This window comes from Pseudomonas sp. GW823-FHT02C05, assembly GCF_058797595.1.
This window is the reverse complement of sequence record NZ_JBXAJU010000004.1, coordinates 40,148-61,663: the sequence shown is the minus strand read 5'-3', so window position 1 is coordinate 61,663 and position 21,516 is coordinate 40,148. Positions and strand designations below refer to the sequence as shown.

The following is a 21,516-nucleotide window of genomic DNA, read 5'->3' as shown; positions in this document are numbered from 1 at the left end:
ATCCACTGAAGGTCTTGGCGGGCAAAAAACAAGCCGAGGATTATACCCGAGCTATGACCTCACGCGCCAGTTGAGGTCGGGTTTGATGCGGGAACATTGCGTTTTAGAAGCTCAACCAGCTGTTTTTTCTCTTCGCTGCTGAGCTCGCTTTGACGCGATTTCCTGAGAAGTTGCTCTAAAACACGCTCGCGTTGGCGAGCTGACAAACTATTAATGGTGTCGAAAAACTGTTGTTCAAGGTTATCTCCGTCGATCAGCCATTCTTTTTCCGCCAGTGCGGTGAGCAGATGCCCTTGCTGGGTGCCGTGCCAGCGCGCCATCAATTGATGAATAGAGCGTAGCTTAGGATTTTTCTGCACGGCTTCGATCAGAGCCACCAGCAACTGGGTATTGGTGTTGTCGTCATCGGCAAAATGCCCGGCATCTTCAACTTTTTCTGCCAATTGCGGGTGATGCAGCAAAGTGCGCAAGGCTGAAAGGGTCGGCGGTTCCACTGCAGCGGGAATGCGCGGGCCGCGTGGCTGGTCGCGATCGCCCTGGCGCTTGCCCTTGCCGTTCTTGTCCCAGGGTTTGTTTTCCCATTTCTTGCCGCCGGCATTTTTCTTCGGCGTCCACTCTTGTTGTGGGGCGTACGCCTCCTGGTGCGGCTCATGGTAGTCGGCATAATCCGGCATCGCGTCGTAATCGATGCCTGCGTCGTACGCGGGTGGCGCTTCGGGCGGTGCGCTGTGGGCCAGTTGGTTGACCGTTTCGTTGGTCAGGCCGGTGATTTCGCTCAGGCGCTGGCGCATCAGGGTGCGCAGGTTGGCCCCGGGGATTTTCTCGATCAGGGGCGCGGCCAGGGTCGCCAGATGGGCCTTGCCTTCCAGTGAGCGCGGGTCGGCTTCATCGATCAGTTGCTGGAAAAAGTAATCGGCCAGCGGTTGTGCATGCTGGTTGATTCGAGCGCGGAAGGCATCGGTGCCTTCGGAGCGGACCAGGGTATCCGGATCTTCGCCTTCGGGAAGGAACAGAAAGCGCGCGCGGCGCCCGTCCTGCAAGCAGGTCAGGGTCGCCTCCAGGGCGCGCCAGGCGGCCTTGCGTCCAGCCTGGTCACCGTCGAAGCAGAACAGTACGTTGGGTACGATGCGGAACAGGCGCTTGAGGTGTTCTTCGCTGGTGGCGGTACCCAGGGTGGCCACGGCATTGCGCAGGCCTTGCTGGGCCAGGGCGATGACGTCCATGTAGCCCTCGACAACGATGATTTCGTCGAGGTTGCGGTTGTTCTTGCGGGCTTCAAACAGGCCGTAGAGTTCCTGGCCCTTGTGAAAGACCGGGGTCTCCGGAGAGTTCAGGTATTTGGGCTTGTCGTCCCCCAGAACCCGGCCGCCGAAGGCGATGATCCGACCGCGAGTGTCGCGGATCGGGAACATTACCCGGTCGCGAAAGCGGTCATAGCGCTTGCCGGTCTCGGCGTTCTCGATCAGCAGGCCGGCATCGATCATGGCTTTCTGCTGCAGGGTGTCGCTGCTCAGGTGTTTGAACAGGTTGTCCCAGCCAGGCGGAGCGAAGCCCAGGCCGAAGTCCCGGGCGATCTCGCCGGTAAGGCCGCGCCCCTTCAGATAGTCGACCGCAGCCTTGCGCGCTGGATGGCTTTTCAGGGCCTGGCGGTAGTAGTCGGCGGCGGCGGTGAGCAGCGGATACAGCGGTGAGTCGGTGGGTTGCCGAGGCTTGCGCTGGCCGCGGCTGCTCTCTTCGCGGGGGATTTCCATGCCAGCCGCCTTCGCCAGTTCCTCGACGGCCTGGGGAAAGTCCAGGTTGTCGTGGTCCATGATGAAGCCGAGGGCGTTCCCGCCTGCGCCGCAGCCGAAGCAGTAGTAGAACTGCTTGTCGGGGCTGACGCTGAAGGAGGGGGTCTTTTCCTTGTGGAAGGGGCAGCAGGCGGTGTAGTTCTTGCCGGCTTTCTTGATTTGCAGGCGCGAACTGACGACATCGACGATGTCGGTGCGGTTCAGAAGGTCGTCAATAAAGCTCTGGGGAATAAGCCCGGCCATGGCGTTCTCGTCATCACTGCGCGCAAAGATAGCCCTGGCGACACTGTCGAAAGCTCAGGTGGCGGCCAAGCGTGAGGTTACGCGGCTCGACCCTGGTTTTCGGCGTGATCGCAGTCGGGAAGTGTATCTGCCGAACGTCCACTGACGTTAGTTTCAATCAGTATTCGACTATTTGAAGGTGTTGCGCTGAGTCCGACAGTGGCTTTGGGCTGGCCTCGGATAGCTCATTAAGCGGGCGCTGGAGAAGGGCGCCTTGGGCTGATCGTCTGTAGGAATCAGATAAGGGTGTGCTCGTCAGTAGCCTTGGAAGGCTCGTCAGAAAAGACGTGCACCGCTGGCAAGAAGCCAGGTCTGACGTGGTGAAGCAGAATCGTCTGGGTCGCATGGGCGGCTTCGACGGTGAAGCATCAAGCGTATTCCGCAAATGCCATTAGCCCGGCTGAGGGCCGGGCTTGGCAGAAGCTTGCAACGAACGTCTGTGTATTAGTACAGACGTACGGCGCGGCGCTGTTCGCGCTGAACTTTCTTGGCGTGACGCTTAACAGCAGCAGCTGCTTTGCGCTTACGCTCAGAAGTCGGCTTCTCGTAAAATTCGCGGCTACGAACTTCAGCCAGAACACCGGCTTTTTCGCAGGAGCGCTTGAAACGACGCAGAGCTACGTCGAAGGGTTCGTTCTCTTTAACTTTGACGGCTGGCATCCAGAGCTACCTTCATTCATTACCGGGGTCAACGTTCTCGTCGCAAAAATCGCGGCTGAGGTCGTCGGTTTTTAAGGGTTGCGGATGTTAACCCCTCAACGCTCGGAATGCAAAGCCTCTGATCGAAAACCGCTGGTCGGGCGCGGGAGTGGCGACTATTATGCGCGCCTTCGAATTCAGCCTCTACAAGGCGCAAACCCATGCTAGTACTGGGATTAGAAACGTCCTGCGACGAAACCGGCGTCGCGTTATACGACAGTGAGCGGGGCCTGCTGGCCGATGCGCTGTTCAGCCAGATCGACCTGCATCGCGCCTACGGTGGCGTGGTGCCGGAGCTGGCCTCCCGGGATCACGTCAAGCGCATGCTGCCCTTGATCCGCCAGGTGCTGGCCGAGGCCGACTGCGTGCCTACCGAGATCGACGCGATTGCCTACACCGCTGGCCCCGGCCTTGTCGGTGCCTTGCTGGTGGGGGCTTCCTGCGCCCAGGCGCTGGCCTTTGCCTGGGGCATTCCAGCGCTGGGCGTGCACCATATGGAGGGCCACCTGCTGGCGCCGATGCTGGAGGAGCAACCTCCGCAATTCCCGTTCGTCGCTTTGTTGGTGTCCGGTGGTCATACCCAGTTGGTTCGGGTCGATGGTATCGGCCAATACGAGTTGTTGGGCGAGACCCTGGATGACGCCGCAGGCGAGGCATTCGACAAGACGGCGAAGATGATCGGCCTGAATTATCCGGGCGGCCCCGAGATTGCGCGCCTGGCGACTCAGGGCGTAGCGGGGCGCTTTGTCTTTCCGCGGCCGATGACCGATCGCCCGGGGCTGGATTTCAGCTTCAGCGGCTTGAAAACCTTCGCCTTGAACACCTGGCAGCAGTGCGTCAGCGCTGGAGACGACGGCGAGCAAACCCGTTGCGACATCTCCCTCGCGTTCCAGCAGGCGGTGGTGGAGACTCTGACCATCAAATGCAAGCGTGCCTTGAAGCAGACCGGTCTCAAACGTCTGGTTATTGCGGGAGGTGTAAGTGCCAACAAGGCATTGCGCGCTTCGCTGGAAAAGATGCTGGCTGAAATGAAGGGCAATGTGTTCTACGCCCGTCCCGAGTTCTGCACCGACAACGGAGCGATGATCGCCTTTGCCGGTTGCCAGCGTTTGCAGGCCGGGCAGCAGGAAAGCCTGGCGATCAGCGTACAGGCGCGTTGGCCGATGGAGCAGTTGTCAGCTCTCTGATTTCATGCGGGGAGGCTCGGGCTGAGGCCTTTTCATCTGAGGGATTCAAAAATGCCGTTCGCGCCCGGCAAACAGGTCGCGTAAATTGCCGCGGTGGCGCCAGACGATCAGCAGTGTCAGCACGCTCATCGGCAATAGCGCCTCCGGTTCCTGCCAGGCCAGCAGTGGCAAGGTCAGGGGGGTGGCGATCAGTGCGGCCAGTGAACTGGTACGAGTGAGATAGAAGGTCAGCGCCCAGGCGGCGATGGCCAGCAGCGCGGCCGGGGGGTAGAGCCCCAGCAGCATGCCGGCGGCGGTGGCGACACCCTTGCCGCCGCGGAAGCGGAAGTACAGTGGAAACAGATGGCCGAGGACGGCATAGAGCCCCACCCAGGCCTGTTGTTGCAGGGACAAGCCCGCGAGGTGGGCGATCAGCACAGGCACCAGGCCTTTGCACAGATCTCCCAGCAGGGTCAGGACTGCGAGCTTCTTGCCGGCCAAGCGCAGCATATTGGTGGCGCCGGCATTACCCGAGCCACTCATTCGCGGGTCGGGGTTTCCCGTAAGGCGGCTGAGCAAAATGGCGAAGGACAGAGAGCCGAGCAGGTAGGCGAAAATCGCCAGTAACCAAAACATGCTAACTATTCCGGGCGAGGAAGCCCTGATTCTAACGGCGCATTGCGCCCTTGTCGTGCTGCGGAGAAGAGTGCTTGGACAGAGTGTTTATCGAAGGGCTGGAAGTGGACACCGTGATTGGTGCCTACGACTGGGAGCGCGGCATCCGACAGTGCCTGCGTCTTGATCTGAGCTTTGCCTGGGACAATCGCCCGGCAGCTGCTGGAGATGATCTTACGCTGGCATTGGACTATGCCAGTGTCTCCACCCGGATCCAGGCGTTTGCCGAGCATGCCCAGTACCAGTTGGTGGAAACCTTTGCCGAGCGCCTTGCCGAGGTTCTGATGAATGAATTTCACATCCCTTGGTTGCGCTTGAAACTGACCAAGCCTGGCGCCGTCCCGGCTGCCTCGGGTGTGGGTGTGGAGATCGAGCGCGGATGTCGCTGACTCAGGTGTATCTGGGGCTCGGTAGCAATATCGGGCGTGAAGTTCATCTGCGGGCCGGGCTTGATGCCCTGGCCGGTTTTCTGGTGGATATGCGTTGCTCGCCGGTGTTCGAAAGCCAGCCGGTGGGGATCAAGAGCGGCCCGTTTTTCAACCTGGTGGTGACGGCTTTTACCGACTTGCCTCTGATCGAGCTGGACCGGCGCCTGAAGTTCATCGAGGCCGATAACGGCCGTTATGCCCCTGATCGTAAAGGCCTGCCGCTGGATATCGATGTATTGCTCTACGGTGAACTGACTGGCAATTTCGATGGCCTGATCCTGCCCCGGGCAGAGATTCTGAAGAACGCCTTCGTGCTCTGGCCGCTGTCGCTGATGGCGCCCGAGCGGGTGCATCCGCTGGCGGGCAAGAGCCTCGGGGCGCTCTGGGCCGAGGCGCAGATCGATCAGGTGCTGGCCCCGGTCGCCTTCGAATGGCAGGGCATGCAACTGACCCCACCAGACCTGTAGCTGCGCTCGACTAATCGCGGACCCGGCGGGGCGGTCCGCGACTCACTCAAGGCGCGTGCTGTTCCTTGTAGGCCTTGATGGCCTTCAGTCGTTCCAGCCTTAGTGCCTCGCCCAGTTGCGGCCCCTTGAACCCCTGTTCCAGCAAGGGTTGAACCGCCACCTTGCGCGCCGCCTCGGCGGCTCCTCGCAGGTAATCGGCCTGCGGATAAGGCCGCGACTCCAGCCCAAGACGGCCGCGAGCATCCATTTCGCATGCCGCTACGAACTCTTCGAAACGCTGTGGGCGTCGGAACACGTCGAAACTTTGCAATAGCTCCAGGAGTGTCGAGGCCTTGAGTTCCAGCGCCTTGTGGCCGTGGGTATGGTACTGGCCCACCAGCAGTGCCAGCTCCTGGCATTCCCGGGGCGCCTTGAAGCGTTCATTGACCGCCTTGATCAGTTCCAGGCCTGTGCGCTCATGGCCAATGTGCCGTGGCCACTCCTCCTCGGGTGTCAGGCCCTTGCCCAGGTCGTGGAGCAGGCAGGCCCAGCGCACGCTGAGGGGTTGCTGATGCAACGCGGCTTGCAGCAGAACGCTGAGGGTGTGCGCGCCGGTGTCTATCTCCGGGTGGTGGACCGCGGGTTGAGGTATGCCGAACAGTGCGTCGATTTCGGGCATCAGCACCGCCAGCGCGCCGCAGTCGCGCAATACCTGGATAAAGACCTGGGGCTGATCCTCCATCAGGGCGCGGGATATCTCTTTCCAGCTGCGTTCGGCCGTCAGGGCCTGAAGCTCGCCGGATTCACTGAGTTCGCGCATCAGCTCGAGTGTTTCTGGCGCCACGCGAAAACCCAGCCCGGCGTAGCGGGCGGCGAAGCGGGCGACCCGCAGTACTCGCAGGGGATCTTCGGCGAATGCCGGGGAAACGTGGCGCAATAGCCGCTCTTGAAGGTCCTTCTGGCCGTTGTAGGGATCGGTGAGGCGGCCCTGTTCATCTTCGGCCATGGCGTTGATGGTCAGGTCGCGACGGATCAGGTCCTCTTCCAGGGTGACTTCCGGGCTGGCATGGAAGGTGAAACCGCCATAACCCCGCCCACTCTTACGCTCGGTGCGGGCTAGGGCATATTCCTCGCCGCTCTTGGGGTGCAGGAATACCGGGAAGTCCGCGCCCACGGGGCGAAAGCCCTTGGCGAGCATCTCCTCTGCACTGGCACCCACTACCACCCAGTCGATATCGGTAACCGGCCTGCCGAGCAGGCGGTCGCGCACGGCGCCGCCGACTTTGTAAATCCGCATAAAAAACCTCCGTTAGCGCGACAGGATAACCCTTGTATCGCGCGTCCGGAGGCTTGTTATCGGGCTTAAAGGTGGATAACCGCCAAGTCCAGGCGACCGTAGTCGTTTTCGTTGTGATCGCTCTTTGGCGGTACATGGTGGGTTTTCATCACCTGGTCGCCCTGCAGGGTTTCCAGGTGAATGTCGAAGCCCCAGAGGCGGTGCAGGTGCTTGAGCACTTCGTCGGTGGAATCCCCCAGGGGTTTACGGTCGTGTTGCTGATGACGCAGGGTCAAGGAGCGGTCGCCCCGGCGGTCGATGCTCCAGATCTGCACGTTGGGTTCTCGGTTACCCAGGTTGTATTGCGCGGCCAGGGTTTCACGGATGTTCCGATAGCCGCTTTCATCATGGATTGCCGGTACCAGCAGGTCGTCCTTCTGGTCGTCGTCCATGATGCTGAACAGCTTGAGATCGCGGATGACCTTGGGCGACAGGTACTGCAGGATGAAGCTCTCGTCCTTGAAGCTGCTCATGGCGAACTTGATGCTCGACAGCCAGTCGGTGCCGGCCAGTTCCGGGAACCAGCGCCGGTCCTCTTCCGTGGGCTCCTCGCAGATGCGTCGGATATCGCGGTACATGGCAAAGCCCAGGGCATAGGGGTTGATGCCGTTGTAGTAGGGGCTGTCGAAGCCTGGCTGGAATACCACGCTGGTATGGGAGGTGAGGAATTCCATCATGAAGCCATCGGTGACCAGGCCTTCGTCGTACAGATCGTTCATCAAGGTGTAGTGCCAGAAGGTAGCCCAGCCTTCGTTCATCACCTGGGTCTGGCGTTGCGGGTAGAAGTACTGGGCGATCTTGCGCACGATGCGCACGATCTCGCGTTGCCAGGGCTCCAGCAGTGGCGCGTGTTTTTCGATGAAATAGAGGATGTTTTCCTGAGGTTCGGCGGGGAAGCGCGCATTGTCCTTGTCGCTGTACTTGTCCGCACCCTTGGGAATGGTGCGCCACAGGTCGTTGATCTGTTTCTGCAGGTGTTCCTCCCGGTCTTTCTGCCGGCGCCGTTCTTCTTCGGCGGAAATCGGGTAGGGCCGCTTGTAGCGGTCGACACCGTAGTTCATCAAGGCATGGCAGGAGTCCAGCAGATCTTCCACGGCATCGATGCCATGGCGCTCCTCGCATTGCATGATGTACTGCTTGGCGAACACCAGGTAGTCGATGATCGAGCTGGCATCGGTCCAGGTGCGGAACAGGTAATTGCCCTTGAAGAAGCTGTTATGGCCATAGCAGGCGTGAGCTACCACCAGCGCCTGCATGCAGATGGTGTTCTCTTCCATCAGATAGGCAATGCAAGGGTCGGAGTTAATGACGATTTCGTAGGCCAGGCCCATCTGGCCCCGGCTGTAGGATTTTTCGGTGCTGAGGAAGTGCTTGCCGTAGGACCAGTGGTGATAGCCCAGGGGCATGCCCACCGAGGCATAGGCGTCCATCATCTGCTCGGCGGTGATCACTTCGATCTGGTTGGGATAGGTGTCCAGGGCATAGCGGGCCGCGATACGGCTGATTTCACGGTCGTAGGCCTGGATCAGCTCGAAGGTCCATTCCGAGCCGGTGGAGATGGGTTGGCGCTTCTGCTCTCTGGCGGTCATGTCACTAACCTGCGCTGGAAGAGTTCACGGAAGACCGGATAGATGTCTCCGGCCGAAACCAGTTGCTGCTGGGCGAATGTATCGGAAAAGGCCTCGGCGATGCGTTCGTACTCGAACCACAGGGCCTGGTGCTCGCGCGGGGTGATTTCCACGTAGGTGTAGTACTGCACGAACGGCATGATCTGGTTGATCAGGATGTCGCGGCAGATCGGCGAGTCGTCGTTCCAGTTGTCGCCATCGGAGGCCTGGGCGGCGTAGATGTTCCACTCGTTGCTCGGGTAGCGTTCGGCCATGATCTCCTGCATCAGCTTCAGGGCGCTGGAGACGATGGTGCCGCCGGTTTCCCGGGAATAGAAGAATTCCTCCTCGTCCACTTCCCGGGCACTGGTGTGGTGGCGGATGAACACGACGTCGATCTTGTCGTAGTTGCGCTTGAGGAACAGGTACAGAAGGATGAAGAAACGCTTGGCGATGTCTTTGGTGGCCTGGGTCATGGAGCCGGAAACGTCCATCAGGCAGAACATCACCGCCTTGGAGCTGGGGTTGGGCTGTTTCACCAGCAGGTTGTACTTGAGGTCGAAGGTGTCGAGGAAGGGCACGCGGTGAATCCGGGCACTCAGGCGCTCGATTTCCGCCTCAAGCTCCTGGATATCGCCGAAATTGTCCGGTTCTTCCCGCTTCAGGCGCGCCAGTTCTTCCTTGGCTTCCCGCAGCTTGGCCCGGCTGCTGCCGGACAAGGCAATGCGCCGCGCGTGGGCCGACCGCAAGGTACGGATGATATTGATCCGAGCCGGGTTGCCTTCGTTGCTGATCCCGGCTCGTACGGTCTTGAAGGTGTCGGTTCCGGTCAGGTTGCGTTTCACCAGGTTGGGCAGTTCCAGGTCCTCGAACATGAATTCGAGGAATTCCTCCTGGGTGATCTGGAACACGAACTCGTCCATGCCTTCGCCGGAGTTGCCGGCCTTGCCCCGGCCGCCACCGCCCCCACCGCCGCCTTGAGGCCTGGCAATGTGCTCGCCGGCAGTGAACTCCTTGTTGCCTGGGTGAACCACGGTCTGCTTGCCGCCACGGCCGTGGTGCAGCACCGGCTCGTCGATATCCCGCCCGGGAATGCTGATTTGCTCGCCATGCTCCATATCGGTGATGGAGCGCCGGCTAACCGCCTCTTCGACGGCCTTTTTAATGTGGTCACGGTAGCGCCGCAGAAACCGCTGGCGGTTTACCGTGCTCTTGTTCTTGCCATTGAGACGTCGGTCGATCACATAGCTCATGGGCCCCTCCGGGGAGCTTCAAGACATAAGCTTCAGGCGGTAGGCAGCGTTGCAGCAGAGCCCGCAAGGGCTCTACGGCAAGGTGCCCGCAGCTTGGGGCTAGAAGCTTGCAGCTGCTCTACTGCGACTTTCTGACCCGCAGATACCATTCGGATAGCAGCCGTACCTGTTTGTCGGTGTAGCCGCGCTCGACCATTCGTGTGACGAAGTCGTTGTGCTTCTGCTGATCCTCCTTGCTCGCCTTGGCGTTGAAGCTGATGACCGGCAACAGGTCCTCGGTGTTGGAGAACATTTTCTTCTCGATGACCACCCGCAGCTTCTCGTAGCTGAGCCAGGTGGGGTTCTTGCCGTTGTTGTTGGCCCGGGCGCGCAGGACGAAATTGACGATTTCGTTGCGGAAATCTTTCGGGTTGCTGATCCCGGCCGGTTTTTCGATCTTTTCCAGTTCCTCGTTGAGGGCCACGCGATTGAGGATTTCGCCGGTCTCCGGATCGCGGTATTCCTGATCCTGGATCCAGAAGTCCGCATAGAGCACGTAGCGGTCGAAGATGTTCTGGCCGTACTCGCTGTAGGACTCGAGGTAGGCGGTCTGGATCTCCTTGCCGATGAATTCGATGTAGCGCGGTGCCAGGTATTCCTTGAGGAAGCGCAGGTAGCGCTCGCGGGTTTCTGCCTGGAACTGCTCTTGCTCGATCTGCTGTTCCAGCACGTACAGCAGGTGCACCGGATTCGCCGCCACTTCGTGAGGGTCGAAGTTGAAGACCTTCGACAGGATCTTGAAGGCAAAGCGAGTCGACAACCCGTTCATCCCCTCGTCGACGCCGGCGCTGTCACGGTACTCCTGGATCGACTTGGCCTTGGGATCGGTGTCCTTGAGGTTTTCGCCGTCATACACCCGCATCTTCGAGTAGATGTTGGAGTTCTCCGGTTCCTTGAGGCGCGAAAGCACGGTGAACTGCGCCAGCATCTTCAGGGTGTCGGGGGCGCAGTGGGCCTTGGCCAGGGAGCTGTTGAACAGCAGCTTGTCGTAGATCTTCACCTCATCGGTGACCCGCAGGCAGTACGGCACCTTGACGATATAGATCCGGTCGATGAAGGCTTCGTTGTTCTTGTTGTTGCGGAAGGTGTGCCATTCCGACTCGTTGGAGTGGGCCAGCAGAATGCCGGTAAACGGAATCGCCCCCAGGCCCTCTGTGCTGTTGTAGTTGCCTTCCTGCGTCGCGGTCAGCAATGGGTGCAGCACCTTGATCGGTGCCTTGAACATTTCGACGAATTCCATCAGGCCCTGGTTGGCCCGGCACAGCGCCCCGGAGTAGCTGTAGGCGTCGGCGTCGTTCTGGGGGAATTCTTCCAGCTTGCGGATATCCACCTTGCCCACGAGGGCCGAGATGTCCTGGTTGTTCTCATCCCCAGGCTCGGTCTTGGCCACGGCAATCTGGTTGAGGATCGACGGATAGAGTTTCACCACCCGGAACTGGCTGATGTCGCCGCCGAACTCCGACAGGCGCTTGGTAGCCCAGGGCGACATGATGGTGTTGAGGTAACGCCGGGGAATGCCGAAGTCTTCTTCGAGAATCGCGCCATCTTCCGTGGCGTTGAACAGGCCCAGCGGTGATTCGAAGACCGGAGAGCCCTTGATGGCGTAGAAGGGCACTTTCTCGATCAGTTGCTTGAGTTTCTCGGCGAGGGAGGATTTACCACCGCCCACCGGCCCCAGCAGATAGAGGATCTGTTTCTTTTCTTCCAGGCCCTGAGCGGCATGACGGAAGTAGGAGACGATCTGATCGATGCATTCTTCCATGCCATGGAAGTCTTCGAATGCCGGATAGCGGCGAATCACTTTGTTGGAGAAGATTCGCGACAGCCTCGAATTGGTCGAGGTATCCAGCAATTCGGGCTCGCCGATGGCCAGCAGCAGGCGCTCGGCGGCCGAGGCGTAGGCGCTTCGATCCTTCTTGCACAGCTCCAGGTATTCCTGCAGCGAAAACTCTTCCTGGCGTGTGGATTCGAAGCGTTGTTGGAAGTGGCTAAAAATACTCATGACGTCACCTCGCTCGATACGTGGAGCCGGCGTCGGATCAGTCAGTCAAGTGCTGGCATGCAGCTGAGTTTCCAGCTGCTGTTTACCCCCCAGAACACTTTCAAAGCTATCGACCTTGAAAGCTAGTACCGATGACCCGCTCGCCGGTGTACCGGCTCTCCCCTGATTTGGATGGCCTGAGGCTAAGGATAGTTCGGAATCCGGGAGGTCAAGGCGAGATGGGGAATTAGTTGCCCGCTACCGTTCGTCTGGTGCTGCGTCAGCCCGCGTCGTACGCGGGCTAGAGCGTCGGAAAAAAATTATTCAGGGTTGCCCTGAGCGGTTTCCGCTGGATAAGTGCTGCGCCACAGTTCGAAGCCGCCATCCAGGCTGTAGACGTCGGAAAAGCCCTGGCTGACCAGGTAGGCTGCCGCGCTCTGGCTCGAGTTTCCGTGATAGCAAACCACCACTAGCGGAGCGTCGAGGTCAGCAGCGCGGATGAAGTCGGAAATGGAGTGATTGTCCAGGTGTTGCGAGCCACTGATGTGGTTCAGTGCGTAGGTTTGCGGATCGCGAATGTCCACCACCACGGCACCTTGCTCGCGCAGTGCCTGGGCCTGTTCTGGGGGGATGCGTTTGAATTCGCTCATGGCGGGCTCCTGGAGCTTGATAATCAGCGCCGGCTAGCGCTTTGCCGGTGCCGGCAGGGGTTCGGGGGAAAGAGCGGCGGTGCGGCCTTGGGCATCGCAGTCGCAGGTCAGGCGTACGCCGCTATCGACATTCAGCAGGGTCATGGCCCCGCCCCAGACGCAGCCGCTGTCCAGGGCGAAGATGCCGGGCTCGTTGCAATGGCCTTCCAGGGCTGCCCAGTGGCCGAAGATGATCTTCAGGTCCCGGGTCTTGCGCTCCTTGTGGCTGAACCAGGGGGCGTAGCCCGGTGGCGCGGTGTCCAGGCCCTCCTTGCTCTTGAGGTCCAGCTTGCCATCGCTGGTACAGAAGCGCATGCGGGTGAAGTAGTTGGTGATGACCCGCAGGCGAGTCACGCCTTTGAGATCACTGTCCCATTTCGCTGGATCATTGCCATACATGCCGTCCAGGAAGGGGTCGAAGAGGTTGTCGTCGCGCAACGCTTCTTCGACCTCGGCGGCACATTTCTGGGCTTTCTTCAGTGACCACTGGGGGGCTATGCCGGCGTGGACCATGGCGATGTTGCGGGCTTCGTCGTAATGCATCAGCTTTTGCTGGCGCAGCCACTGCAAGAGCTCCTCGCAATCGGGAGCCTCCAGGATCTCGCGCAGAGTGTCGGATTTCTTCAGGCGCTCGACGTTGCGCCAGACGGCCAGCAGGTGCAGGTCGTGATTGCCCAGCACGCAGACCAGCGAGTCGCGGATCGAATACAGGTAGCGCAGGGTTTCCAGCGACTGCGGGCCACGGTTGATCAGGTCGCCCACCAGCCACAGGCGATCCCGGGCGGGATCGAAGGCTACTTGTTCAAGCAGGCATTGCAGAGGTTCCAGGCAGCCTTGCAGGTCGCCGACGGCGTAGGTCGCCATCAGTGCAAGGCTCCGGGCACGGCCAGGCGGAAGGGCGCAATGACGGCGTCGAACTGTTTGCCATCCTCGGCGAGCATCTGATAGCTGCCCTGCATGTTGCCAACCCGGGTGGTCATTACCGTGCCGCTGCTGTAGGTGTGGCTTTTGCCTGCGGCGATCAGCGGTTGCTGGCCCACCACGCCGGCACCACGGACCTCTTCGACATGCCCGTCGCCATCGGTGATCACCCAGTGCCGGGACAGCAGCTTGGCTGGAAGCGAGCCATTGTTCTGCACGGTGATGGTGTAGGCGAAAGCGAAGCGGTTCTGCTCGGGTTGCGATTGGTCTGCCAGAAAGCGAGTGACGACGCTGACGTCGACCTGGTAACGAGGATCGGACATGCAAGAGGCCTTTAAAGCAAAGCGGGACGCGGGACAGGACTGATGGAGGTCAGTCTAGGTCAAGTATCGGGTAGTAGACCAGACATCCTGTCTGGCGTCCTACCCGATAACAGCCTAGGGCGTTTCAGTCGGTGGCGGGCTTGGGTTGGCCTGCCAGCTGATCGGCCAGGCGCACGAAGGCGGCCAGGTCCAGTTGCTCGGGACGCAGGCTGCCGTCTACGCCGGCGGCCTCGATCTCGGCGCTGCTGAGCAGTGCCTTGAGGGTGTTGCGCAGGGTCTTGCGGCGTTGGTTGAAGGCTTCGCGCACGATGCGCTCCAGCAGGCGATGATCCTTGGCCGGGTGTGGCAGTACCGTGTGGGGCACCAGGCGCACGATCGCCGAGTCGACTTTTGGCGGCGGATTGAAGGCGCCCGGGCCGACGTTGAACAGGTGCTCCACACGGCAGTGATACTGGACCATGATCGAAAGACGGCCCCAATCACCACCGCCAGGGCCGGCAGCCAGGCGTTCGACCACTTCCTTTTGCAGCATGAAGTGCATGTCGCGGATCAGTCCGGCGTTCTGCAGCAGGTGGAAGATCAGCGGAGTAGAGATGTTGTAGGGCAGGTTGCCGACCACCCGCAGGCTGCCTGGCGCTGCGCCCAGGGTGTTGAAGTCGAACTTCAGGGCGTCGCCCTGGTGCAGGTTGAAGTTGCTCTTGCCGGCGAACTGCTGGTTGAGGATCGGGATCAGGTCCTTGTCCAGTTCCACCACGTCCAGCTGGGCGCCGCTGCCCAGCAGGCCTTCGGTCAGGGCGCCCTGGCCCGGGCCGATTTCCAGCATGCGGTCCTCAGGCTTGGCGTGGATGGACCGTAGGATGCGGTCGATGACGCCAGCGTCATGCAGGAAGTTCTGGCCGAAGCGCTTGCGCGCCCGGTGTTGGTATTGCTCGGTCATATACGGTTCTCGGCCATCTGGTAGGCGGTTTCCAGGGCGACCTGCAGGCTGCCGGTGTCGATCTTGCCGCTGCCGGCCAGGTCCAGGGCGGTGCCGTGGTCGACGGAAGTGCGGATGATCGGCAAGCCGAGCGTCACGTTGACGGCCGCGCCGAAGCCTTTGTATTTCAGCACAGGCAAGCCTTGGTCGTGGTACATCGCCAGCACTGCGTCGCAGTGCTCCAGATATTTGGGGGTAAACAGAGTGTCGGCAGGCAATGGACCGCGCAGGTCCATGCCTTCGGTGCGCAGGCGCTCTAGGGTAGGTTCGATGATGTCGATTTCTTCGCGGCCCAGGTGACCGCCTTCACCGGCGTGGGGGTTGAGCCCGCAGACCAGGATGCGTGGCCGGGCGATGCCGAACTTGTGCTGCAGGTCGGCATGCAGGATCCGCGTGACCCGCTCCAGGCGCTCGACAGTGATGGCGTCGGCGATTTCCCGCAAGGGCAGGTGGGTGGTTACCAGCGCCACGCGCAGGCCGTGGGTGGCCAGCATCATCACCACTTGCTCGGTGTGGGTCAGGTCGGCGAGGAATTCGGTATGGCCGGAAAAGGCGATCCCGGAGTCGTTGATCACGCCTTTGTGCACGGGGGCGGTGATCATGCCGGCAAAGTGCCCGTCCAGGCAGCCCTGGCCGGCGCGGGTCAGGGTTTGCAGGACAAAAGCCGCATTGGCCTGGTCCAGCTGGCCGCTGATCACAGGTTTGGCCAGGGGCGTGTCCCAGACATACAGGCTGTTCGCCGGGGCGGGTTCAGTCGGCAGTTGCTCCAGGGTTACCGGCAGCAGATCGACGGCCACGCCCAGCTGCGCGGCCCGCTCTAGGAGCAGGTCGCGGCTGGTAATGGCAATCAGGGGGTGAGGCTGGGGTTGCGAAGCGAGCAGCAGGCACAGGTCAGGACCTATACCCGCCGGTTCGCCGGGTGTCAGAGCGAAACGTCTGGGTTTCACTGTGCGGCCTGTTCAGCGCCGGGCAGCTTGATTTCGACGTAGGCCTCGTCACGGATCTGCCGCAACCAGGTCTGCAGCTCTTCGTCGTACTTGCGGTTACGCAGGACGGTCATGGCTTGCTGTTCGCGGGCCTGGCTGGTGCTGTCGGTGGCGCGACGGCCAAGGACTTCCAGTACGTGCCAGCCGTAAGGGCTCTTGAAGGGCTTGGACAGTTGACCTTGTGGGGTCTTGGCCATCACTTCGCGGAATTCCGGCACCAGGGCGTTCGGGTCGATCCAGTTGAGGTCGCCGCCGTTGAGGGCGGAGCCTGGGTCTTCCGAGTAGCTTTTCGCCAGTTCGGCGAAGTCTTCGCCGGCCTCGATGCGATCGTAGAGTTTCTGCGCCAGGCGCTTGGTCTCTTCTTCGCTGCGAATTTCGCTTGGCTTGATCAGGATATGACGCACGTGCACTTCGTCACGCACCTGATTACCGCCGCCCCGTTTGTCCAGCAGCTTGAGGATGATGAAGCCGCCAGGGGTACGGGCCGGTTGGGTAATGTCACCCACGGCCATGGCGCTCAGTTCGCGATCGAATGGAGGGGGCAGTTGAGCCGCTTTGCGCCAGCCCATGTCGCCGCCTTCCAGAGCGTTGTCGCTGCCGGAGCGGGCGATTGCCAGCTGGGCGAAGTCCGCACCCTGCTTGAGCTGCTGGTACACCTCCATGGCCTGGCGGGCAGCACTCTGAATGGCTTCGGAGTTGGCGCTTTCCGGGGTCGGGATCAGGATATTGGCCAGGTGCAGTTCTTCGGAGAGCTGCATCTTGCCCAGGTCCGAGGCCAGGAAGTTCTTCACTTCCTGTTCCGATACCTGGATGCGTTCGGCCACACGGCGCTGGCGCACACGGCTGATGATCATCTCGCGGCGAACCTGGTCACGGGCGTCCTCATAAGAGAGGCCATCGTGGGCCAGGGCGGCACGGAATTGCTCGATGCTCATGCTGTTGCGCTGGGCAATGGTGCCGATCGCCTGGTTCAGTTCTTCATCGGTGATGCGGATGCCGGAGCGTTCGCCAATCTGCAGTTGCAGGTTTTCAACGATCAGGCGTTCCAGAACCTGTTGCTCCAGGACGCTGGTAGGCGGTACGCCACCGCCACGCTTGGCGATGGTTTGCTGGACTTCGTGAACCCGCTGGTCCAACTGGCTCTGCATGACCACGTCGTTGTCGACGATGGCCACGACCTTGTCGATGGACTGTACTGCGGCGCTGGCCGCAGTACTCAGGAACAGCGCGCCCAGCATCAGCGGGCGCAGACAATCAGAAAGCTTGGTCTTCACGTTCACGATAACCTTGGATGCCTTTGTCGAGGAAGCTCTCTACTTTGGTGCCCATGACGCCACCGAGACCCTTCAGAACAATTTGGAGGAAGATGCCGCGGTCGCCTTTCTCGTTCTCAGGAGCGTTCTGACTGAACTCGTCATACTTGACCCAGTAACGGCTGATCAGGCGCAGTTTCCAGCAGCAGTTGTCGTATTCGAAACCACCGAAGGCCTCGAGCGTGCGGTTACGGTTGTAGTCGTACTGCCAACGGCTGATGGCGTTCCATTGCGGCACGATCGGCCAGATCACCGAGAAGTCATGCTGCTGGATCTTGTAGTAGTCCTTCACGTAGCCCGGAGTGCCCGGAGTGCCGTAGTCGCCACCCATTTTCCAGGTACCGCTGTTCTGGTCGTAGCGAATCTGGTCGTTGCGATAGCGATAGCCGGCGTTGACCACCTTGTTCGGGTTGTCTTCAGGCTGATAGTGGAACATCGCACTGCCGGAACGCGCGCTGTGGCTGTCCGGGTCCCAGTTGTAGTCGGCAGTTGCACGCCAGTCGCGGTTGTAGCGGTATTCGTACTCAAGTGCGTAAGGCGAGACGTTCGAGGTGGCGTCCGCGCGGGTACGGTAATCGATGCCCGGGAGCTGGACGGTACGGTCCTTGAAGTACAGAGCCTGGCCGACGCTGATGCGCTGGCGTTGGAAACCGTTGTCTTCGATCCAACGGCTGGTCACACCCAAGGACAGCTTGTTCTCGTCGCCGACACGGTCAGAGCCGGAAAAGCGGTTGTCGCGGAACAAGGAGGCGTAGTTGAACGTGGGCTCGCCAGTATCGAATACCGGGATGTCTTTCTGATCCTCTTCAGGAACGTAGAGGTAGAACGCGCGTGGTTCCAGGGTTTGACGATAGTTCTTGCCAAACCATTGGGTGTTGCGGTCGAAGTACAGGCCACCGTCGAGGCTGGCGATCGGGACGCCGCGGTTTTGGTTTCGGCTGTAGTCGCCGCCGACATAGCGGGTGCCTGTAGCGGTCGCGTAGTTGCGTGCCGCGACGATGCCTTCTTTGCCAGTACCATCAAGATCAAGGTTGTATTGGGTGTACATGTACTTCAAGGACGGCGTCAGGTAGCCGTAGCTCCAGTTCAGCGGAAGGCTGACGCCCGGCTTGAGGTTCAGACGATCGCCATTCGCGCGGGCTAGCCCAGCGACGTTGGTATCAAGGCGTCGTGTGCCCACTGCACCGGTAACCGGATCGATCGGCCCACCGTCCTTGTCCGTATAATTGCCTGTCAGCAGATCCCGATCGAAGCGCACCAACTCGGTTTCATAAGTGAAATCCAGACCTTGCGGATGGTACGGCAGCGCGCCGTTGAAGGTGATTTGCGGCAGCTTGTTGTACGGAGTGATGTTGGCCACGCTGGCCAGTTCGTACGCCTGCACGTTCAGGCGTGCGGTGTAGTCGTCGCCACGGTAGGTAACCACGCCTTGCTGGTTGACGTAATCGGTGGCCTTCACGCCGATCTGGTCGGTCTGCAGGTCCTGGAAGTAGTACGGATCGCTGATCTTGGTGTAGTCGACTTCGGTCATCAGACGCGAATCAAGCCCGCCCTTGTGCTGCCAGTTGAGCATGTAGCGGGTTTTTTCGTAGTCGGTCTGCTTCTTGCGATCGGTGTCGTCGTCGTTGAGGTAGGCCGCGCCGAACTGACCTTCGCTGCTTTTGGTCAGGTAGCGGAACTCGCCTTCCATCAACAGGCCGCGCTTGGCCATGTAGCGTGGGTACAACGTGGCGTCGTAGTTGGGCGCCAGGTTGAAGTAGTACGGGGTCACCAGCATGAAGCCGGTATCGCTGCCGGTACTGAAGCTAGGCGGCAGGAAGCCGGACTGGCGACGATCGTCGATCGGGAAGTAGATATACGGGGTGTAGAGCACCGGAATATCTTTGACCCGAAGGGTCACGTTGGTCGCGGTGCCGAAGCCGGTGGCCGGGTTCAAGGTGATGTTGTTGCCCTTGAGCTGCCAGGCGTTGCTGTTCGGTTCGCACGTGGTGTACGTACCATCCTTGAGGCGGATGATGGCGTTTTCCGCACGCTTGGCGTACAGCGCATTACCACGGACGCGGGATTTGTGCAGAACGTACTCGGCGTTGTCGACCTTGGCTTCACCGGTATCCAGCTGGATGTCGGCGTGGTCGCCCACCAGCAGCGCGCCATTGTCGCGTACGCGCACGTTGCCGCTTAGTTCGCCGCGGTTCTCGGCCTGATACAGGCTGGCCTCGTCGGCCTCGACCTGCATGCTGCCCTGGCGCATGACCACGTCACCGGCCAGGGTCGCCACCTGTTCTTCCTGCTGATAGCGGGAAGCCTTGGCGCCGATAAAGGTCGGAGCGTCACTTTTATTCGTCTTGTCATTCATGCCAGGACGAATCGGTTCGATATAGGAACCAGAGCAGTAAGGACCGGTCTCGGCCAATTGAGCGGCGGTGAGCTTCTCACGCGGTACCCAGTCGAGGTGGCTGTAGTCCGCACTGCGGGACTTCAGGCCACGGCCCTTGGCCTCGGTCACCAGCTTCGACTTGTCGCCGCTGGCTTCTTCGCCCGTAGCATCGGCTGCCGTAGCAACGCTGGAGCTGACCGAGTTGGCGTCGTGGACCGGGCGCGGCGGCAGTTGGGCGGCGCTGGTTTTCGGCGCACAGGCCCAGCCACCCGAAGCAGAGACTGAGCAGTCATACTGTTCCGCGGCGACCACGAAGGAAGTGGCTAGAGGTTGCAGGGCCAGCAAACTGCCGGTAACCAGCAACGGAAATTTTTTACGAAACGCGGGGGATTTCAATGCCATCTTATTAGTCCGGGCTTCCTGCGTGCCATCTGCCCGCGGTGTGGGCCGCACGCCTCTCGATGGTCTGAAAAAGATGCTGGATAATAAAGCATGACCCGCTTGACGGCTAGCGCCGTCGGAGACCCTTGTAATGCCTGACCAAGATGTACGCTTGCAACACCTGAAAGTTTGGCTCGATGAGCAGTTGGCGATTGTTTATGCAGCACAGGGCTGGGGTGAAGTGCCCCCGGCAACATTGACCGCAGCCAGCAGCGACGCGAGTTTCCGTCGTTATTTCCGTTGGCAGGGCGCGGGTCGCAGCTTCGTGGTGATGGACGCTCCGCCCCCCCAGGAAAACTGCAAACCCTTCGTGGATATCGCCCGTTTACTGGCGACTTGCGGCATCAACGTGCCGAAAATTTATGCAGAAGATTTGCCTCGCGGCTTCCTGTTGCTCAATGACCTGGGCAATCAGACCTACCTGGACGTGATCAACGAACATAATGCCGACGCACTGTTCGAGGATGCATTCCAGGCTTTGCTGGCCTTCCAGCAGTTGCCGATGGACGCGCCCCTGCCCAGTTACGACGTGGCCCTGCTGCGCCGTGAGCTGGAGCTGTTCCCCGAGTGGTACATCGGCCGTGAGCTGGGCATCAGCCTGAGTCCGCAGCAGCGCGAGCAATGGCAGCGTGCCAGCGACCTGCTGATCGACAGCGCCCTGGCGCAACCCAAGGTGCTGGTGCACCGCGACTATATGCCACGCAACCTGATGCACAGCGAACCGAACCCCGGCGTGCTGGACTTCCAGGATGCGGTCTACGGCCCGGTGACCTATGACGTGACCTGTCTGTTCAAGGATGCCTTCCTCAGCTGGCCGGAGTCCCGGGTACAGGGCTGGCTGAGCCAGTACTGGCACCAGGCGCGGGCGCGGGGTATCCCGGTGCAGGACGACTTTGACGAGTTTCTGCGGGCCAGCGACCTGATGGGTGTGCAGCGTCACCTCAAGGTGATCGGTATCTTCTCGCGGATTTGCCACCGCGATGGCAAACCACGCTACCTGGCCGACGTGCCGCGCTTCTTTGCTTATATAGAGGCGGTCACGTCCCGACGCCCCGAGCTTGCAGAGCTGTCGCAACTGCTGCTCAGCCTGCGCCAGCCGGCGGGAGCCCATGCATGAAGGCGATGATCCTGGCAGCCGGCAAGGGCGAGCGCATGCGCCCCCTGACCCTGACCACTCCCAAACCCTTGCTGCCTGTAGCGGGCATGCCGCTGATCGAGTACCACCTGCGGGCCCTGGCGGCGGCAGGTTTTCGCGACATCGTCATCAACCATGCCTGGCTCGGCCAGCAGATCGAGGATGCACTCGGCGATGGCCAGCGCTGGGGCCTGAACATCCAGTATTCGGCCGAAGGCCAGCCGCTGGAAACCGGCGGCGGGATTTTCCAGGCATTGCCCTTGTTGGGGGACGCGCCGTTCCTGGTGGTCAATGGCGATATCTGGACCGACTACGATTTTGCCGCCCTGCGCCGGCCCCTGGCCGGGTTGGCTCATCTGGTGATGGTGGACAACCCGCCGCACCACCCCAGTGGTGGCGACTTCTGCCTGGTAAACGGCCAGTTGCACGACCGCCAGCCAGGCGTAGCGGCGCTCACGTTCAGCGGCATATCGGTGCTGCATCCGCGGTTATTCCAGGGTTGTGTTGCCGGTCCGTTCAAGCTGGCGCCGCTATTGCGCGAAGCCATGGCCCAAGGCCAGGTCAGTGGCGAACATATGCAGGGGCACTGGGTCGATGTCGGCACCGTCGAGCGTCTGGCCCAGGTTGAACACTTGCTGCAAGCGAGTCGCTGA

The 21,516-nt window shown here is 60.8% G+C and carries 19 protein-coding genes; 5 read left to right on the top strand and 14 right to left on the bottom strand.

Translation table 11 applies throughout. From position 1 onward, the window contains the following. Positions 1–59: 59 nt before the first annotated feature. A complete protein-coding gene (gene dnaG, locus AC1RGE_RS21665) occupies positions 60–2,033 on the bottom strand; it encodes a DNA primase (protein ID WP_019094980.1) in 1,974 nt (657 codons plus the stop codon). A 483-nt stretch (positions 2,034–2,516) separates the two neighbouring features. After that, a complete protein-coding gene (gene rpsU / locus AC1RGE_RS21660) occupies positions 2,517–2,732 on the bottom strand; it encodes a 30S ribosomal protein S21 (protein ID WP_002551877.1) in 216 nt (71 codons plus the stop codon). A 200-nt stretch (positions 2,733–2,932) separates the two neighbouring features. Here rpsU and tsaD point away from each other — a divergent pair, with 200 nt between their 5' ends. Further along, positions 2,933–3,958 carry a tRNA (adenosine(37)-N6)-threonylcarbamoyltransferase complex transferase subunit TsaD gene (gene tsaD / locus AC1RGE_RS21655; protein ID WP_011063838.1) on the top strand — a complete coding sequence of 342 codons (1,026 nt, stop codon included), beginning with the start codon at positions 2,933–2,935 and terminating at the stop codon, positions 3,956–3,958. 45 nt (positions 3,959–4,003) lie between these two features. On the opposite strand, the gene plsY is transcribed toward tsaD, so the two are convergent. Continuing rightward, a complete protein-coding gene (gene plsY / locus AC1RGE_RS21650) occupies positions 4,004–4,573 on the bottom strand; it encodes a glycerol-3-phosphate 1-O-acyltransferase PlsY (RefSeq protein ID WP_019094979.1) in 570 nt (189 codons plus the stop codon). Between the two features lie 74 nt (positions 4,574–4,647). On the opposite strand from plsY, the gene folB reads away from it, so the two are divergent. Both folB and folK read left to right on the top strand, forming a co-directional pair. Further along, complete coding sequence (folB, locus tag AC1RGE_RS21645) at positions 4,648–5,001, top strand: dihydroneopterin aldolase (RefSeq protein ID WP_011063836.1); 354 nt, start codon at positions 4,648–4,650, stop codon at positions 4,999–5,001. Further along, complete coding sequence (gene folK, locus AC1RGE_RS21640) at positions 4,992–5,507, top strand: 2-amino-4-hydroxy-6-hydroxymethyldihydropteridine diphosphokinase (protein ID WP_492585001.1); 516 nt, start codon at positions 4,992–4,994, stop codon at positions 5,505–5,507. Before folB ends, folK begins: the two co-directional genes overlap by 10 nt. 46 nt (positions 5,508–5,553) lie before the next feature. Here the strand turns inward: folK and AC1RGE_RS21635 are convergent, their stop codons facing one another. From AC1RGE_RS21635 to AC1RGE_RS21585, 11 genes are all read right to left on the bottom strand, one after another. Then, positions 5,554–6,783 carry a multifunctional CCA addition/repair protein gene (locus AC1RGE_RS21635; protein WP_492584999.1) on the bottom strand — a complete coding sequence of 410 codons (1,230 nt, stop codon included), beginning with the start codon at positions 6,781–6,783 and terminating at the stop codon, positions 5,554–5,556. 65 nt (positions 6,784–6,848) lie between these two features. Then, positions 6,849–8,411, bottom strand: coding sequence for a SpoVR family protein (locus tag AC1RGE_RS21630; RefSeq protein WP_492584997.1), 1,563 nt, complete (start codon positions 8,409–8,411; stop codon positions 6,849–6,851). Beyond that, positions 8,408–9,682: a YeaH/YhbH family protein gene (locus AC1RGE_RS21625; protein ID WP_011063832.1), complete on the bottom strand. Its 1,275-nt coding sequence runs from the start codon at positions 9,680–9,682 to the stop codon at positions 8,408–8,410. The genes AC1RGE_RS21630 and AC1RGE_RS21625 overlap by 4 nt, the downstream gene beginning before the upstream one ends. A gap of 118 nt (positions 9,683–9,800) precedes the next feature. Further along, entirely contained in the window at positions 9,801–11,723 is a 1,923-nt protein-coding gene (locus AC1RGE_RS21620; RefSeq protein WP_011063831.1) for a PrkA family serine protein kinase, read from the bottom strand. A 299-nt stretch (positions 11,724–12,022) separates the two neighbouring features. Further along, positions 12,023–12,352 carry a thiosulfate sulfurtransferase GlpE gene (gene glpE / locus AC1RGE_RS21615; RefSeq protein ID WP_011063830.1) on the bottom strand — a complete coding sequence of 110 codons (330 nt, stop codon included), beginning with the start codon at positions 12,350–12,352 and terminating at the stop codon, positions 12,023–12,025. 33 nt (positions 12,353–12,385) lie between these two features. Continuing rightward, on the bottom strand, positions 12,386–13,255 hold the full coding sequence (locus tag AC1RGE_RS21610; protein WP_492584995.1) for a symmetrical bis(5'-nucleosyl)-tetraphosphatase: 870 nt from the start codon (positions 13,253–13,255) through the stop codon (positions 12,386–12,388). After that, the gene (gene apaG / locus AC1RGE_RS21605) at positions 13,255–13,635 is read right to left on the bottom strand and encodes a Co2+/Mg2+ efflux protein ApaG (RefSeq protein ID WP_011063828.1); all 381 of its coding nucleotides are present in this window, start codon (positions 13,633–13,635) and stop codon (positions 13,255–13,257) included. The genes AC1RGE_RS21610 and apaG overlap by 1 nt, the downstream gene beginning before the upstream one ends. Positions 13,636–13,759: 124 nt before the next feature. Continuing rightward, positions 13,760–14,572, bottom strand: a complete 813-nt coding sequence (gene rsmA, locus AC1RGE_RS21600) for a 16S rRNA (adenine(1518)-N(6)/adenine(1519)-N(6))-dimethyltransferase RsmA (RefSeq protein ID WP_492584993.1) — start codon at positions 14,570–14,572, stop codon at positions 13,760–13,762. Continuing rightward, positions 14,569–15,558: a 4-hydroxythreonine-4-phosphate dehydrogenase PdxA gene (pdxA, locus tag AC1RGE_RS21595; RefSeq protein ID WP_015637252.1), complete on the bottom strand. Its 990-nt coding sequence runs from the start codon at positions 15,556–15,558 to the stop codon at positions 14,569–14,571. Before pdxA ends, rsmA begins: the two co-directional genes overlap by 4 nt. Then, positions 15,555–16,871, bottom strand: a complete 1,317-nt coding sequence (surA, locus tag AC1RGE_RS21590) for a peptidylprolyl isomerase SurA (RefSeq protein ID WP_036997049.1) — start codon at positions 16,869–16,871, stop codon at positions 15,555–15,557. Before surA ends, pdxA begins: the two co-directional genes overlap by 4 nt. Further along, entirely contained in the window at positions 16,852–19,689 is a 2,838-nt protein-coding gene (locus AC1RGE_RS21585) for an LPS-assembly protein LptD (RefSeq protein ID WP_072443666.1), read from the bottom strand. Before AC1RGE_RS21585 ends, surA begins: the two co-directional genes overlap by 20 nt. 130 nt (positions 19,690–19,819) lie before the next feature. On the opposite strand from AC1RGE_RS21585, the gene AC1RGE_RS21580 reads away from it, so the two are divergent. After that, positions 19,820–20,845, top strand: coding sequence for an aminoglycoside phosphotransferase family protein (locus AC1RGE_RS21580; protein WP_011063823.1), 1,026 nt, complete (start codon positions 19,820–19,822; stop codon positions 20,843–20,845). Next, positions 20,842–21,516 carry an N-acetylmuramate alpha-1-phosphate uridylyltransferase MurU gene (gene murU, locus AC1RGE_RS21575; RefSeq protein ID WP_015637249.1) on the top strand — a complete coding sequence of 225 codons (675 nt, stop codon included), beginning with the start codon at positions 20,842–20,844 and terminating at the stop codon, positions 21,514–21,516. Before AC1RGE_RS21580 ends, murU begins: the two co-directional genes overlap by 4 nt.